This window comes from Pseudomonas sp. (assembly GCF_041601375.1).
Classification (GTDB): domain Bacteria; phylum Pseudomonadota; class Gammaproteobacteria; order Pseudomonadales; family Pseudomonadaceae; genus Aquipseudomonas.
Window position 1 is genome coordinate 13,041 of record NZ_JBFIIG010000037.1, and the last position, 15,225, is coordinate 28,265.

The following is a 15,225-nucleotide window of genomic DNA, read 5'->3' on the forward strand; positions in this document are numbered from 1 at the left end:
TTCTCATCAATTGGCTTCGTCTCTATTGACCGAGTTGAGCAGGAATTTGCCGATCAGGTCTTCCAGCACCAACGAGGACTGGGTGTCGTAGATGATAGAGCCATCGACGAGCACCTCTTCGTCGCCGCCAACGCTGATACCGACGTACTTCTCGCCGAGCAAACCGGCGGTCAGGATCGAGGCAGTCGAATCGGTGGGCAGGTTGTCCACGCTGTCATCCAGCGAGAGGGTGACGCGACCGGTATAGCTGTCGCGATCCAGATCGATCGCGGTCACTTTACCGATGGTCACCCCGGCCATGGTCACCTTGGCCCTCACGGTTAGACCGGCAATATTCTCGAAGTGCGCATAGACCTTGTACGTATCGTTGGCACTGCCTACGGTCAGACCACTGACACGCAACGCCAGCAGCAGCAAGGCCAATAACCCGGCCAGCAGGAACAGGCCGACACCAATTTCCAGTGTGCGGTTTTGCATCAGAAATCTCCAAACATCAAAGCGGTCAGAATAAAGTCCAGCCCCAACACGGCGAGCGAGGCGTAAACCACTGTTTTAGTGGTGGCGCGACTGATGCCTTCCGAGGTCGGCTCACAGTCATAGCCCTGAAAAACGGCAATCCAGGTCACGACAAAGCCGAACACGATGCTTTTGATCACCCCGTTGAGCACGTCTTCATAAAACGAAACGCTGTTCTGCATGTTGGCCCAGAACGACCCCTCGTAAACGCCGAGCCAGTCGACGGCGACCATCGCCCCGCCCCAGATACCGACCACGCTGAAAATCATCGCGAGCAACGGCATCGAAATGAAGCCGGCCCACAGGCGCGGCGCGACTATGTACTTGAGCGGATCGACACCGATCATTTCCAGACTGGACAGTTGCTCGGTGGATTTCATGTTGCCGATTTCCGCGGTCAACGCGGACCCCGCGCGCCCGGCGAACAACAAGGCGGTGACCACGGGGCCGAGCTCGCGCAACAAGGTCAGGGCGACCATCTGCCCGACTGCCTGCTCCGAACCGTAGTCAGACAGGATATTGAAACCCTGCAACGACAGCACCATGCCGATAAAAACCCCCGAGACCACGATGATCGCCAGGGACATGACGCCTACCGAGTACAGCTGTTTGATCAGCAGCTGCAGCGGGCTGCCGGCCCCGTTGCGGCCGAACAGCGCACGCAGGAGAAAGACCGTCGCCCGTCCCAGCGTGGCCACCGCATCGATGCCCGCGCGGCCGAGCAGGCGGATCCGTTCGAGCGTAGATGTCTTGCGCATCAGCGCCCCCCCAATAAATCGTCGCGAAAGTCTGCCGCTGGATAGTGGAACGGCACCGGCCCGTCGGGAATGCCTTGCATGAACTGGCGCACCCGCGGGTTGTCCGAATTCATCAATTCATCCGGCGTGCCTTGACCGAGCACCTGGGTGTCCCCCACCAGGTAGATGTAGTCGGCGATGCTGGCGGTTTCCGCCAGGTCGTGGGACACCACGATACTGGTAATGCCCAGGGCATCGCTGAGCAAACGAATCAAGCGCACCAGCACCCCCATGGCAATCGGGTCCTGGCCCACGAAAGGCTCGTCGTACATGAGTATCTGCGGATCCAGAGCAATCGCCCGCGCCAGCGCCACGCGGCGCTTCATGCCACCGGACAGCTCATCCGGCATCAGCTCGAGCGCACCCCGCAAGCCCACCGCCTGTAGTTTCATCAGGACGATGTCACGAATCATTTCGTCAGGCAGCTGGGTGTGCACACGCAGCGGGAAGGCGACGTTCTCGAACACATCGAGATCGGTGAACAGCGCCCCGCTCTGGAACAGCACGCCCATCTGCTTGCGCTGATCGAACAGCTCGCTGCGCGAGAGGCTCGGCAAGTTCTGCCCATTGACCCACACCTCACCCTTGCTCGGCCTGAGTTGCGCGCCGATCAGGCGCAACAGCGTGGTCTTGCCGCAGCCGGAAGGCCCCATGATGCCGGTGACCTTGCCGCGCGGGATGCGAATGTCTATATCGTTGAAAATGTCCCGGTCGCCGCGCTGAAAACTGAGGTTTTTCAGCTCGACCGCGTACTGTTGCTCGGCACTCATCTCGACTCCTTGGATGCAGCCTCCCTGTCAGACGCCAGCCAGCGTTGCGAAGACACCGCCGCTGCCCGACCGGCCGAAAATGGCGGTGCACTATAACATTGCCGAATTACCCTGCCCAAGGCCGAACATTTACTTACAGAACGCCGCCCACATGGCCGAACAACTGACCACCCCAAACGCTCAAGCCCTGTCTGCGCACGATTCAAAGGTGAGCGGGCGAATCTTTCCCGCTATAATCGCCGCCTTTTACTCGACATGCCGATTTAAAGACGCCATGAGCCAGTCCAACGAGCTGATCAACTCCGCACAACGCACCATCCGCCTGGAACTCGAGGCGATTGAAGAACTGCTGCAGCGCATCGACGGCGACTTCGTTCGCGCCTGCGAACTCATCCTGGCCAGCACGGGCCGCGTGGTGGTGGTCGGCATGGGCAAATCCGGGCATATCGGCAACAAGATTGCCGCCACCCTGGCCAGCACCGGCACCACCGCCTTCTTCGTCCACCCGGCCGAAGCCAGCCATGGCGACATGGGCATGATCACCCGCGACGACGTGGTGCTGGCCCTGTCCAACTCGGGTTCGACGGCGGAAATCGTCACCCTGCTGCCGCTGATCAAGCGCCTCGGCATCACCCTGATCAGCATGACCGGCAACCCGGACTCAGTGCTGGCCAAGGCCGCCGAAGTCAACCTGGACGCCCGCGTCTCCCAGGAAGCCTGCCCACTCAACCTGGCGCCGACCTCGTCCACCACGGTCTCCCTGGTGCTCGGCGACGCCCTGGCCATCGCCCTGCTGGAAGCCCGCGGCTTTACCGCCGAAGACTTTGCCTTCTCCCACCCCGGCGGCGCCCTGGGTCGACGCCTGCTGCTGAAAGTGGAGAACGTCATGCATGCCGGTGCCAGACTGCCCAGCGTGCAGCGCGGCACCTCGCTGCGCGACGCCCTGCTGGAGATGACCCAGAAAGGCCTGGGCATGACCGTGGTCACCGAGGCGGATGGACGCCTGGCGGGAGTCTTTACCGATGGCGACCTGCGCCGCACCCTGGATCGCGGTATCGATGTGCGTCAGGCGAAGATCGATGACGTGATGACCGTGCACGGCAAGACCGCACGCGCAGAGATGCTCGCCGCCGAAGCCCTGAAGATCATGGAAGACCACAAGATCAGCGGCCTGGTGGTGGTCGACAGCGACGACCACCCTATAGGCGCCCTGAACATGCACGATTTGCTGCGCGCCGGAGTAATGTGATGACCCGCGACCCGATGAGCCCCGACCTGCAACAACGCGCCCAGGCAATCAAACTGGCGATTTTCGATGTCGACGGCGTGCTCACCGACGGCAAGCTGTATTTCCTGGTCGACGGCAGCGAGTTCAAGACCTTCAACACCCTCGACGGCCACGGCATCAAGATGCTGATCGCCTCGGGCGTACGCACCGCCATCATCAGCGGACGTACGACTCCGGTGGTCGAACGCCGGGCGAAAAACCTCGGCATCCAGCACCTGTACCAGGGCCGCGAAGACAAACTGGTGGTCCTCGACGAGCTGCTTGGCGAACTCGGGCTAAGCTATGAGCACGTCGCCTACCTGGGTGACGACCTGCCGGACCTGCCAGTGATCCGTCGGGTCGGCCTGGGCATGGCGGTCGCCAGCGCAGATCCCTTTGTGCGCCAGCATGCCCATGGCGTGACCCAGGCCCGCGGCGGCGAAGGTGCAGCCCGTGAATTCTGCGAGCTGATCATGCGCGCCCAAGGCAGCCTCGACGCCGCCCAAACCGCCTACCTATAGAGCCCCCCTATGTTGCGCAAGCTGCTGCCCCCCATTCTTTACGCTGCCACCGCCGCCCTGCTGGCCGCCGTCGGCTACTGGAACATCAACCCCGACAGCTTCTCCGAGCGACCGGCGCCAACCGGCGACGACAACGCCATCGACTTCTACGTCATCGATGCCACTACCGTGCAATACCAGGCCGACGGCAAGCTGCATTACGAGATGACCAGCGACAAGCTGGAGCACGTCAAGAGCAGCGACATCACCCTGCTGACCAGCCCCTTCCTGCACCTGTATCGCGGCACCGAACTGCCCTGGAAGGTGAGCAGCACGCGTGCCGAAGTGGCGCCGCAAGGCACGGAAGTGGAATTGATCGACAGCGTGCGCGTCGAACGCACCGATGCCAAGGGCCGCCCAACCATCCTGACCACCAGCCGTCTGACCGTATTCCCGGATAAGGAATATGCGCAGACCGAGCAAGCCGTTAGAATCGTCGCGGCCAATGGAGTGACCACGGCACAAGGAATGAAAGCGTACTTGAATGACGGCAGGATGCTCCTGCTGTCCAACGTAAGAGGCCAGCATGAGGTTCGTTAAAACCTTCCCCTTTTTGCTCAGCTTGAGCGTCGCGCTCGGCAGCGCTTGTGCCTGGGCGCTGCCCAGCGACCGTGAGCAGCCGATCCGCATTCAGGCCGACAGCGCCGAACTCGACGATCGGCAAGGCGTCGCGGTCTATCGCGGCGACGTGGTGATCACCCAGGGCACCCTGAAAATCACCGGCGACACCGTGACCATCACCCAGAACGCCCAGGGCGACATCGAAGTGTTCACCTCGGTCGGCAAACCCGCCTATTACGAACAGAAGCCATCCGTGGACAAGCAGATCGTCAAGGCCTACGGCCTGACCATCCAGTACTTCGCCGCCAACGAGCGTATCGTGCTGATCGACCAGGCCAAGGTGATCCAGGAAGGTAACACCTTCGAGGGCGAGAAAATCGTCTATGACACCCAGCGCCAGATCGTCAATGCCGGTCGCGCCACCGGCACCGACGTCACCACGCCACGCCCGCGCATCGACATGGTGATCCAGCCGAAGAACCCACCAGCAGAACAGCAGGCACAGTAGCTATGGCCACATTGACAGCCCAGCACCTGGCCAAGAGCTACAAAGGCCGCCAAGTCGTGCGCGACGTCAGCCTGAGCATCGACAGCGGGCAAATCGTCGGCCTGCTCGGCCCCAACGGCGCGGGCAAGACCACCTGCTTCTACATGATCGTCGGCCTGGTGCAGGCCGATCAGGGCCGCATACTGATCGACGATCTCGACGTCAGCCACCTGCCGATGCACGGCCGCGCCCGCGCCGGCGTCGGCTACCTGCCGCAGGAAGCCTCGATTTTCCGCAAGCTCAGTGTGGCCGACAACATCATGGCCATCCTCGAAACGCGCAAGGAGCTGGATCGAGCCAGCCGCCGCAAGGAGCAGGAAAGCCTGCTGCAGGAATTCCATATCAGCCATATCCGCGACAACCTCGGCATGAGCCTGTCCGGCGGCGAACGCCGGCGCGTGGAAATCGCCCGCGCCCTGGCCAGCGCACCAAAATTCATCCTGCTCGACGAACCCTTCGCCGGGGTCGACCCGATCTCGGTCGGCGACATCAAACAGATCATCCACCATCTCAAGGCCAAGGGTATCGGCGTACTGATCACCGACCACAATGTCCGCGAGACCCTGGATATCTGTGAAACAGCCTACATCGTCAGCGACGGCCAACTGATCGCCGAAGGCGATGCCGACGCGATCCTGGCCAACCAACTGGTCAAGGACGTATACCTGGGGCACGAGTTCCGCCTGTAACAGCGGTTTTTCTCAACCGAACAGCAGCCAGAGCTAGGCAAACCACCGCAGATCAGGCATATAATTTGCTTCCTTGTGGCGCTACGGCGCCCTGTAGTGGATTGCGCACAGACGCCGGCAAATAAGGTCTGCAATGAAACCATCGCTAGTCCTGAAGATGGGCCAGCAGCTGACGATGACCCCGCAGCTGCAACAGGCCATTCGCCTACTCCAACTGTCCACCCTGGATCTGCAACAAGAGATCCAGGAGGCCCTGGAGTCAAACCCGATGCTCGAGCGCGAAGAAGACGGCGACGACTTCGACAACTCGAACCCCTTGGCCGACGGCGCCGAAAACCCGACACCCGCCGCCCAGCAGGAAGAGTCCTACGCCGAACCCAACCACCAGGAAACCCCACAGACCGTGGACAACCTGGAAGAGGGCGAATGGAACGAACGCATTCCCAACGAACTGCCAGTCGACACCGCCTGGGAAGACGTCTACCAGACCAGCGCCAGCAGCCTGCCGAGCAACAACGACGATGACGAGTGGGACTTCACCACGCGCACCTCGTCTGGCGAAAGCCTGCAGAGCCACCTGCTCTGGCAGCTCAATCTGGTGCCGATGTCCGACAAGGATCGGCTGATCGGGATCACCCTGATCGACTGCATCAACTACCAGGGCTATCTGGAAGAAAGCCTCGAGGAAGTTCTCGAAGCCTTCGATCCGGAACTGGACATCGAACTCGACGAAGTGGAAGCCGTACTGCACCGCATCCAGCAGTTCGAGCCGGTCGGCATTGCCGCCCGCGACCTGCGCGAATGCCTGCTCCTGCAACTGCGCCAACTGCCGGCCAAGACACCCTGGCTGAGCGAGGCCCAGCGCCTGGCCAACGACTACCTCGACCTGCTCGGCAGCCGTGACTACAGCCAGCTGATGCGCCGCATGAAGCTCAAGGAAGACGAACTGCGCCAGGTCATCGAACTGATCCAGAGTCTCAACCCGCGCCCCGGCTCGCAGATCGAGTCGAGCGAACCGGAATACGTGGTACCCGATGTCATCGTGCGCAAGCACAACGAGCGCTGGCTGGTGGAGCTGAACCAGGAAGCCATGCCGCGCCTGCGGGTCAATGCGCAATATGCCGGCTTCGTCAAACGCGCCGACTCCAGTGCCGACAACACCTTCATGCGCAACCAGCTGCAGGAAGCGCGCTGGTTCATCAAGAGCCTGCAGAGCCGCAACGAAACCCTGATGAAGGTCGCCACCCAGATCGTCGAGCATCAGCGCGGCTTTCTCGACTACGGCGACGAGGCGATGAAGCCGCTGGTGCTGCACGACATCGCCGAGGCGGTGGGCATGCACGAATCGACCATTTCGCGGGTCACTACGCAAAAATTCATGCACACCCCGCGCGGCATCTACGAGCTGAAATACTTCTTCTCCAGCCACGTCAGCACCGCCGAAGGCGGCGAATGCTCGTCGACGGCGATCCGCGCCATCATCAAAAAACTGGTCGCAGCGGAAAATGCAAAAAAGCCGTTGAGTGACAGCAAGATCGCTGGTTTACTGGAGGCACAAGGCATTCAGGTAGCCCGCCGCACAGTTGCAAAATACCGTGAATCGCTTGGTATAGCGCCCTCCAGCGAGCGCAAGCGATTGATGTAAGGTGGTACTCGACGAAAGACCAGCAAACAAGGCATATCACGCACTCGGCCCCGCGCTCTCGATAGCAGCCACGCTGCCAAGACCCGAGCGAGAGTCCGAGGTGCGTCCTGCCAGCGCCTTTCGCGCCAATGTATTCCGGTGGCAGGTCCGACAGCCTGTCTCTCATACGCGGCAACAAGGAGAAACGGTATGCAAGTCAACATCAGTGGACACCAGCTGGATGTGACCGACCCCCTGCGCGACTATATCGATGAAAAACTCGGTCGACTGGAGCGCCATTTCGACAAGATCACCAACGTGCAAGTCACCATGGAGGTCGAGAAACTCAAGCAGAAAATCGAAGCGACCCTGCATATCGCCGGCGGCGAAGTGGTCGCCAATGCCGAACATGACGACATGTACGCAGCCATCGACCTACTGACCGACAAACTCGACCGCCAACTCATCAAGCACAAGGAAAAGCAAATCGACCGCCAGCAGGGCGCTATGGCCCGCTGAGATCGCCTCACTCCTATGATCCGACTCGAAAATATCCTGACCCCCGGCCGTTCCCTGGTGAACGTGCCGGGAGGCAGTAAGAAGCGCGTACTCGAACAGATAGCCAGCCTGGTGGCACGCGAACTGCCCGACCTGAACGGCCAAGACATTTACGAAAGCCTGATCGCCCGGGAAAAACTCGGCTCGACCGGTTTCGGCAACGGCATCGCCATTCCGCACTGTCGCCTGCCGGGCTGCAAAGCGCCGATCAGCGCCCTGTTGCGCCTGGATGCAGCGGTTGACTTCGACGCCATCGACGGCGCTCCTGTCGACCTGCTGTTCGTCCTGCTGGTGCCCGAAGCGGCCACCGACGAACACCTTGAACTCCTGCGCCAGATCGCCAGCATGCTCGACCGCAGCGATGTGCGTGAGCGCTTGCGCCAGGCCCAGAACAGCGATGCGCTGTATCAGGTCGTGGTAGACGTACAAAGCCAGCTCAACCGGGCCTGACCATGCGCCTGATCATCGTCAGCGGTCGCTCGGGCTCCGGCAAAAGCACCGCCCTCGACGTCCTTGAGGACAACGGCTTCTACTGCATCGACAACCTGCCGGCCGGCCTGCTTCCCGAGCTGGCGGAGCGTACCCTGCAGGATACCGAACTGCTCCACCCGCAAGTCGCCGTATCGATCGATGCGCGCAACCTGCCCAGCCAACTCAAGCGCTTCCCGGAAATCCTCGACGAGGTACGGGCGCGGCATATCAAGTGCGACGTGATCTACCTGGATGCCGACGAGGAAACCCTGCTCAAGCGCTTTTCCGAGACTCGCCGGCGCCATCCGCTGACCAACGCGAACCGCTCACTGGCCGAGGCCATCGCCGATGAGAGCCTGCTGCTCGGGCCGATCACCGACCTCGCCGACCTGAAAATCGACACCACCCACCTCAACCTCTACCAGTTGCGCGACAGCCTCAAGTTGCGCCTGCTCAATCAGCCGGAGCCGGGCACGGCCTTTCTGGTCGAGTCGTTCGGTTTCAAGCGCGGCATGCCGGTGGATGCCGACCTGGTGTTCGATGTGCGCTGCCTGCCCAATCCCTACTGGAAGCCGGACCTGCGCGACTTCTCCGGGCTCGACCAGCCGGTGGCCGACTACCTGGCAGCCCAGGCCGATGTCGAAGAAATGTTCCAGGACATCCTCGCCTACCTGAAAAAATGGCTGCCGCGCTTCGCCGCCAGCAACCGCGCCTATGTCACCGTGGCGATCGGCTGCACTGGTGGTCATCACCGTTCGGTATACCTGGCCAATCGCCTGGGCGAGACCCTGAAACCCATTCTGAAGAACGTCCAGGTTCGCCACCGCGACCTTGGCTAAGGAACTGCCGCGATGCCCTCCTGCGAAGTCACCATCATCAACAAGCTGGGCCTGCATGCACGCGCAGCAGCCAAGTTCGTCGGTGTCGCCGGGCGCTACCCCTGCCAGGTGAAGGTTGGCCGCGTCCCGGAGAGCCTGGTAGACGGCAAAAGCATCATGGCCGTAATGATGCTCGCGGCCGGCAAAGGCACGCCAATCCACCTGCACACCGAAGGCGAGCAGGACGATGACGCCCTCAATGCCCTGGTCGAGCTGATCAACAATTACTTCGACGAAGGCGAATAGGCATAGCTTGGGTTAGGATCGGCGTGCCGGCTAAAGCGTTTGGCGCGCCCTAACCCGACATCACCCAGATAGCCGCGATATGGCCTGCCGGGTTACGCGCCGCCTTAGACCGGCAGCAACCTTCGGTCAGCGGCACGCGCCGCTAACCCGGCCTACGCCCGCAGCCACCCCTCAACTGCCCGCCACCGTCATCTTCTCGATCAGCACCGAGCCGGTGCGGATATTACTGCGCAACTCCAGATCGTTACCCACCGCGACTATCTGCCTGAACATGTCGCGCAGGTTGCCGGCGATGGTCACTTCCTGCACCGGGAACTGGATCTCGCCGTTCTCCACCCAAAAGCCACCGGCCCCACGCGAATAGTCGCCGGTGACCATGTTCAGGCCCTGCCCCATCAACTCGGTGACCAGCAGGCCACGGCCCATGCGCTTGAGCAGCGCCTGCTGATCTTCCACGCCATGGCTGACGAACAGGTTGTGCACGCCGCCGGCATTGGCCGTGCTCGGCATCCCCAGCTTGCGCCCCGAGTAGGTGCCCAGCACGTAGGAGACCAGCTCGCCGCCCTCGACAAAGGGCTTGGCATAGGTGGCCAGGCCGTCGCCGTCGAAGGCCGCGCTGCCCAGGGCCCGCGGAATATGCGGACGCTCATCGAGGGTCAGCCAATCGGGAAACAATTGCTGGCCCAGGGCGCCCTCGAGGAATGACGACTTGCGGTACAGATTGCCCCCGGAAATCGCCGCGAGGAAATGCCCGAACAGCCCTGTCGCCAGCTCGGCGCAGAACAGCACCGGCACTTCGCAGGTCGGCACCGGACGCGCACCCAGCCGGCTGACCGCGCGCAGGGCGGCCTTCTGGCCAATGCCCGCGGCATCGGCCAGCAGTTCGCCCTGACGATTGACGTCATACCAGTAATCGCGCTGCATCTGCCCGCCGTCCTCGGCGATCATCACGCAGCTCAGGCTGTGTCGGGTGCTGGCGTAGCCGGCGACAAAACCATGGCTGTTGCCATACACCCGGCAACCCTGATGGGTGTTGAGGGTGGTGCCGTCGGCGTTCTTGATCCGCGAATCGGCGGCAAAGGCTGCCGCCTCACAGCGCAGCGCCTGCTCGATGGCCTGCTCCGGGCTGATGGCCCAGGCGTGATACAGATCCAGTTGCGGCAGCTCGCGCGCCATCAACGCGGCATCGGCCAAGCCTGCCGACTCGTCTTCCGAGGCATGCTTGGCGATAGCCAAAGCCGCCGCCACGGTTTCCCGGATCGCCGCATCGCCACTGGCCGAGGTACTCGCCGAGCCCTTGCGCTGACCGACATACAGGGTGATGCCGAAGCCCTGGTCACGGTTGAACTCGACCGTCTCGACCTCGCCCTGGCGCACCGAGGTGGACAAGCCCTGTTCCACCGATACGGCCACCTCGCAGGCACTGGCACCCTGCCTCTTCGCCTCGGCGATAATCTGTTCGACCTGGCCCTGCAACTGCGGCACGGCCTCGGGGCCGACACTATCTACTGCACTCATAAACACTCCTAAGCGGCAAGCTGCAAGCGGACAAGCCCAAGCTTTTAACCTGAGGCTTGAAGCTTCCGGCTTGAAGCTGCTGTTATCATGACGGTGTTTTCCATTGGACCACCCCCATGCCTGAATATCTTGATGACCTCTCCGGCGAGAAGAGTAAAACCCAGGTCAAACGCGAGCTGCACGCCCTGCAAGACCTGGGTCAACGCCTGACCACCCTGAAGCCCGACCTGCGCAACAAACTGCCGCTGACCGACGAATTGCGCCGTGCCCTCGACGAGGCGCCCAAGCACACGGCCAACTCCGCGAAAAAACGCCATATGCAGTTTATCGGCCGGCTGATGCGCGACCAGGACATCGACGCGATTCTTACCCTGCTCGACCAGCTTGATGCTTCTACTCGCCAGTACAACGAACGCTTTCACGGCCTGGAGCGCTGGCGCGACCGTCTTATCAATGGCAGCGACGACACCCTGGAAGCCTTTGTGGGCGACTACCCCGAAGCAGACCGGCAGCACCTGCGTCAGTTAATCCGCCAGGCCCAGCACGAACTGGCGCAGAACAAAGCGCCAGCGGCCTCGCGCAAAATCTTCAAATACCTCCGCGAACTGGACGAAGCCCAACGCGGATTGCGCTGATCCTGCCGCAAGGGTGGGTTAGGCCTCTGCCTAACCCACGCCCTAGGAGCCCGTTCCGCCGACGGTGATCGCATCGATCTTCAGGGTCGGCTGGCCGACGCCGACCGGAACCGACTGACCGTCCTTGCCGCAGGTGCCGACACCGCTGTCCAGGGCCAGGTCGTTGCCGACCATCGACACCCGGCTCATCGCCTCGGGGCCGTTGCCGATCAGGGTGGCACCCTTGACCGGCGCGGTGATCTTGCCGTTCTCGATCAGGTAGGCCTCGCTGGTGGAGAAGACGAACTTGCCGCTGGTGATGTCGACCTGACCGCCGCCGAGGTTGGCACAGTAGATACCCTTCTTCACCGAGCGGATGATTTCTTCCGGGTCGCTTTCGCCGGCCAGCATGTAGGTGTTGGTCATGCGCGGCATCGGCAGGTGCGCGTAGGATTCGCGGCGGCCGTTGCCGGTACGTGCCGCGCCCATCAGGCGGGCGTTCAACTTGTCCTGCATATAGCCCTTGAGCACGCCGTTCTCGATCAGCGTGGTGCACTGGGTCGGTGTGCCCTCGTCATCCACGCTGAGCGAGCCACGGCGTCCGGCCAGGGTGCCGTCGTCGACAATGGTGCACAGACTCGAGGCGACCTTCTCGCCCATACGCCCGCTGTAGGCGGAACTGCCCTTGCGATTGAAGTCGCCCTCCAGACCATGGCCGACCGCCTCGTGCAGCAGCACCCCGGACCAGCCGGCGCCCATCACCACCGGCAGGGTGCCGGCCGGTGCGGGAATCGCCTCGAGATTGACCAGGGCCTGGCGCAGCGCCTCGCGGGCATAGCCCATGGCGCGGTCTTCGCTCATGAAGTAGCGATAATCGGTACGCCCGCCGCCACCATGACCGCCCCGTTCGCGACGGCCGTCCTGCTCGACGATGACGCTGACATTGAAGCGCACCAGCGGGCGAATATCGACGCTCAGGCCGCCGTCCTGCGCCGCCACCAGGATACGTTCCCAGACCCCGGCGAGGCTGACCGTGACCTGCTTGATCCGCGAATCGAGTGCACGCGTGGCCACGTCGACCTGCTTGAGCAACTCGACCTTCTGCGCCCGGCCGATCACGTCCAGAGGGTTGTCGGCCGCATACAAGGCAGTGACCTGCGGGCTGTTGAAGGCCTGCACCCGCGCGTTCTGCCCGGCGCGGGCAATCGAGCGGGCCGCATGTGCGGCCTGGGTCAGCGCCTCGGCGGTGATGGCGTTGCTGTAGGCAAACCCGGTTTTCTCGCCGGACTGGGCGCGCACGCCGACGCCCTGATCGAGGTTGAAACTGCCCTCCTTGACGATGCCGTCCTCCAGCACCCAGGTCTCGGACACCTGGCTCTGGAAATACAGGTCGGCCGCATCGATACCGGGGCCGGACAACTCGCCCAGCACGCCGGGCAGATGGTCCAGGGTCAAACCGCCCGGGCCTAGTAGATGCTCACTCACCGTCAACAACATCTCGCTCATAACTGCTTTATCCCATTCATGACTGCTGCGGACCTGGCAACCGTGGTTCGGCCGCTGCAAAAAATCGTTTATGCCGGCTGACCGGCATGCGTTGGCGAATCGCCGCCTGTTCGGCGGCATCGCGGCCAGCCTGCAAGACCGCCTCGCCCTGCGCCCGCTCGGCCAACACCCGACCCCAGGGGTCGACGATGGCCGAATGACCGAAGGTCTCGCGCCCGCCTGGATGAGTGCCGCCCTGGCCGGCGGCCAGCAGGTAGCACTGGGTCTCGATAGCACGGGCGCGCACCAGTATCTGCCAATGCGCCGCACCGGTCAGCGCGGTAAAGGCCGCCGGCACGCTGATCAACTCCGCCCCTGCTTCACGCAGGGCGCCATACAACTCAGGAAAACGCAGGTCGTAGCACACAGTCAAACCCAGGCGCCCAACGGGCGTATCCACCACCACGACCCGCTCGCCATGGGCAAAATCATCGGACTCGCAGTAACGGCCCTGGCGGTCGCCGACTTCCACATCGAACAGGTGCAGCTTGTCATAGCGCGCCACCTGTTCGCCATGCTCGTCGAGCACCAGGCAGCAGGCCCGCGCCTTGGCCTCGGGCTGGCCAGCGGGCGGCAAGGGCAGAGTACCTGCCACTATCCATAACCTGAGGTCGCGGGCGGCCTGTTTCAACCAGGGCAGGATCGGGCCGTCACCGCGCGCCTCGCTGCGCCCCAGCGCCGCCAGGTCGCGGCGGCCCATGGCGGCGAAGTTTTCCGGCAATACCGCCAGGCGCGCCCCGCCCGCCGCGGCCTGCTCGAGCAGGCGCCGGGCCTGGAGCAGATTGGCCGGCACATCGGCCTGGCTGACCATTTGAATCACCGCGAAGACCATGCATGCTCCTGCTCGGCGGATGGTTGGGCCTTCAGCTTACAAGCCATGGCCCTCGACTGCATGCCTGGCACAGCGAATGTGCAATGAGAGATCCCCCGTCGTCCAGACGCCGCGCTGTCGCGCAGCAAACTGGGTGCGCGCGGGGCCCGCTGTCGTAGGAGCGGCTTCAGCCGCGAAGCTTTGGCTTTGCCGCGAAGAATTCGCGGCTGAAGCCGCTCCTACAAAAACGTAATAACCAATAAAATCAATTACATACATGTTGTTTGATAGGAGGCCGTGAAAAAACTCTCGCCTACTACGACCGCCTCCAGACACCCGCTGCTGACGTTGCGCGATATTTTCACAACCTCTGGCCTGTCAGCGCGGTTTCTCGAAAGGCTTGATGAAGGTGATCTGCGGATCCTGCCAGCGCCCCTTGACGCTGTATTGCACACTGGCAAAACGTGCCACGCGATCGCCCAGCAGTTTGTCCACCACGAACAGCGCCCCGCCAATCGCCGGCGCGCCGACGATCAACGCCGCCAGCGGCAGGTTGTTGCTCACCGGCAGGGTCACCAGCAGAGTGGCATCGACCAGGTCATCGGCCATGTTCAGGGTGCCATCGAGCTCCAGATTGCTCGACGGCCCGGTCAGGGTGATGGGCTCGCGGGTGACGTACACCCCGTCGCTGGCGACCAGCAATCCCTTGACCCGGTCGTAGCTCAACCCCCGACCGAGCAGATCGGAAAAATCCAGGCGCAGACGGCGGCCGATCGAGTTGAAGTTGAGCAGACCAAACACCCGCAGTGCCGAGGCCGGACCCTGCACCTCGGTGAACTGCCCATTGCGCAAGGTCGCATCCAGGCTGCCGGAAAAACGCTTGAGACTGACCCAGGCCGGTGAACCTGGCCAGCGGCCATCGACATCCAGATGGAAGCTTTCGCTGCTGGCCGTCGGCGCAAAGTTCCAGGCCAGCAGCACATCGCTCAGGTCCTTGCCCTGCATGCGTCCCTTGTACCAGCTGCTGCTGGCCTCTGCCGTGCCCTGCCAACCGGCGCTACCGGTCAGCTGCAGGCCTTTCAGTTCCAGGTTCAGGTCGTTGAACTGCACCCCGCTGGCGTTCGGCCGCGCCTTCAGCGACCACGCCCCCAGCGCCTCGCTACCTTGCAGCACCCGGGCGATGCGCAAATCGAGTGGCGGAACCTGCCGGGGATCGACGCCAAGCAGCGGATCCGGCTTGTCCTCGACCACGC

18 protein-coding genes are annotated in these 15,225 nt (G+C 62.7%); 11 read left to right on the plus strand and 7 right to left on the minus strand.

Going from position 1 to position 15,225, the window contains the following annotated elements:
* Positions 1 to 6: 6 nt before the first annotated feature.
* From mlaD to ABZE94_RS07645, 3 genes are read right to left on the minus strand one after another with little or no spacing between them, the layout of a single operon-like run.
* Entirely contained in the window at positions 7 to 477 is a 471-nt protein-coding gene (gene mlaD / locus ABZE94_RS07635) for an outer membrane lipid asymmetry maintenance protein MlaD (protein ID WP_372874933.1), read from the minus strand.
* Complete coding sequence (gene mlaE / locus ABZE94_RS07640; RefSeq protein WP_372874934.1) at positions 477 to 1,274, minus strand: lipid asymmetry maintenance ABC transporter permease subunit MlaE; 798 nt, start codon at positions 1,272 to 1,274, stop codon at positions 477 to 479. The genes mlaD and mlaE overlap by 1 nt, the downstream gene beginning before the upstream one ends.
* Positions 1,274 to 2,083 carry an ATP-binding cassette domain-containing protein gene (locus ABZE94_RS07645; RefSeq protein WP_372874935.1) on the minus strand — a complete coding sequence of 270 codons (810 nt, stop codon included), beginning with the start codon at positions 2,081 to 2,083 and terminating at the stop codon, positions 1,274 to 1,276. Before ABZE94_RS07645 ends, mlaE begins: the two co-directional genes overlap by 1 nt.
* 274 nt (positions 2,084 to 2,357) lie before the next feature.
* Between ABZE94_RS07645 and ABZE94_RS07650 the strand changes: the two genes are divergently transcribed.
* From ABZE94_RS07650 to ABZE94_RS07695, 10 genes are all read left to right on the plus strand, one after another.
* Positions 2,358 to 3,332 (plus strand): KpsF/GutQ family sugar-phosphate isomerase, encoded by a 975-nt coding sequence (locus ABZE94_RS07650; protein WP_372874936.1) that lies wholly within the window; start codon positions 2,358 to 2,360, stop codon positions 3,330 to 3,332.
* Positions 3,333 to 3,346: 14 nt separating this feature from the next.
* Positions 3,347 to 3,871, plus strand: coding sequence for a KdsC family phosphatase (locus tag ABZE94_RS07655; protein WP_372874951.1), 525 nt, complete (start codon positions 3,347 to 3,349; stop codon positions 3,869 to 3,871).
* Positions 3,872 to 3,880: 9 nt separating this feature from the next.
* Positions 3,881 to 4,450 carry an LPS export ABC transporter periplasmic protein LptC gene (gene lptC / locus ABZE94_RS07660; RefSeq protein WP_372874937.1) on the plus strand — a complete coding sequence of 190 codons (570 nt, stop codon included), beginning with the start codon at positions 3,881 to 3,883 and terminating at the stop codon, positions 4,448 to 4,450.
* Positions 4,437 to 4,979 (plus strand): lipopolysaccharide transport periplasmic protein LptA, encoded by a 543-nt coding sequence (gene lptA / locus ABZE94_RS07665; RefSeq protein WP_372874938.1) that lies wholly within the window; start codon positions 4,437 to 4,439, stop codon positions 4,977 to 4,979. Before lptC ends, lptA begins: the two co-directional genes overlap by 14 nt.
* Positions 4,980 to 4,981: 2 nt before the next feature.
* On the plus strand, positions 4,982 to 5,707 hold the full coding sequence (gene lptB / locus ABZE94_RS07670; protein ID WP_372874939.1) for an LPS export ABC transporter ATP-binding protein: 726 nt from the start codon (positions 4,982 to 4,984) through the stop codon (positions 5,705 to 5,707).
* A gap of 133 nt (positions 5,708 to 5,840) precedes the next feature.
* Entirely contained in the window at positions 5,841 to 7,352 is a 1,512-nt protein-coding gene (locus tag ABZE94_RS07675) for an RNA polymerase factor sigma-54 (RefSeq protein WP_372874940.1), read from the plus strand.
* A gap of 189 nt (positions 7,353 to 7,541) precedes the next feature.
* Complete coding sequence (gene hpf / locus ABZE94_RS07680; protein ID WP_372874941.1) at positions 7,542 to 7,850, plus strand: ribosome hibernation-promoting factor, HPF/YfiA family; 309 nt, start codon at positions 7,542 to 7,544, stop codon at positions 7,848 to 7,850.
* A gap of 15 nt (positions 7,851 to 7,865) precedes the next feature.
* Positions 7,866 to 8,339: a PTS IIA-like nitrogen regulatory protein PtsN gene (gene ptsN / locus ABZE94_RS07685; protein ID WP_372874942.1), complete on the plus strand. Its 474-nt coding sequence runs from the start codon at positions 7,866 to 7,868 to the stop codon at positions 8,337 to 8,339.
* A gap of 2 nt (positions 8,340 to 8,341) precedes the next feature.
* On the plus strand, positions 8,342 to 9,199 hold the full coding sequence (gene rapZ, locus ABZE94_RS07690) for an RNase adapter RapZ (protein ID WP_372874943.1): 858 nt from the start codon (positions 8,342 to 8,344) through the stop codon (positions 9,197 to 9,199).
* Between the two features lie 12 nt (positions 9,200 to 9,211).
* Complete coding sequence (locus ABZE94_RS07695) at positions 9,212 to 9,484, plus strand: HPr family phosphocarrier protein (protein WP_372874944.1); 273 nt, start codon at positions 9,212 to 9,214, stop codon at positions 9,482 to 9,484.
* A gap of 171 nt (positions 9,485 to 9,655) precedes the next feature.
* Here ABZE94_RS07695 and pmbA read toward each other — a convergent pair whose 3' ends face one another.
* Positions 9,656 to 11,002 carry a metalloprotease PmbA gene (pmbA, locus tag ABZE94_RS07700; RefSeq protein WP_372874945.1) on the minus strand — a complete coding sequence of 449 codons (1,347 nt, stop codon included), beginning with the start codon at positions 11,000 to 11,002 and terminating at the stop codon, positions 9,656 to 9,658.
* A gap of 116 nt (positions 11,003 to 11,118) precedes the next feature.
* Here pmbA and yjgA point away from each other — a divergent pair, with 116 nt between their 5' ends.
* The gene (yjgA, locus tag ABZE94_RS07705) at positions 11,119 to 11,637 is read left to right on the plus strand and encodes a ribosome biogenesis factor YjgA (protein ID WP_372874946.1); all 519 of its coding nucleotides are present in this window, start codon (positions 11,119 to 11,121) and stop codon (positions 11,635 to 11,637) included.
* Positions 11,638 to 11,679: 42 nt separating this feature from the next.
* Here the strand turns inward: yjgA and tldD are convergent, their stop codons facing one another.
* The 3 genes from tldD to ABZE94_RS07720 all read right to left on the minus strand — a co-directional run.
* Positions 11,680 to 13,122 carry a metalloprotease TldD gene (tldD, locus tag ABZE94_RS07710; protein ID WP_372874947.1) on the minus strand — a complete coding sequence of 481 codons (1,443 nt, stop codon included), beginning with the start codon at positions 13,120 to 13,122 and terminating at the stop codon, positions 11,680 to 11,682.
* A 16-nt stretch (positions 13,123 to 13,138) separates the two neighbouring features.
* Positions 13,139 to 13,993, minus strand: a complete 855-nt coding sequence (locus ABZE94_RS07715) for a carbon-nitrogen hydrolase family protein (RefSeq protein ID WP_372874948.1) — start codon at positions 13,991 to 13,993, stop codon at positions 13,139 to 13,141.
* A gap of 357 nt (positions 13,994 to 14,350) precedes the next feature.
* A partial coding sequence (locus ABZE94_RS07720) for an AsmA-like C-terminal region-containing protein (RefSeq protein WP_372874949.1) occupies positions 14,351 to 15,225 on the minus strand: 875 nt, incomplete at its 5' end.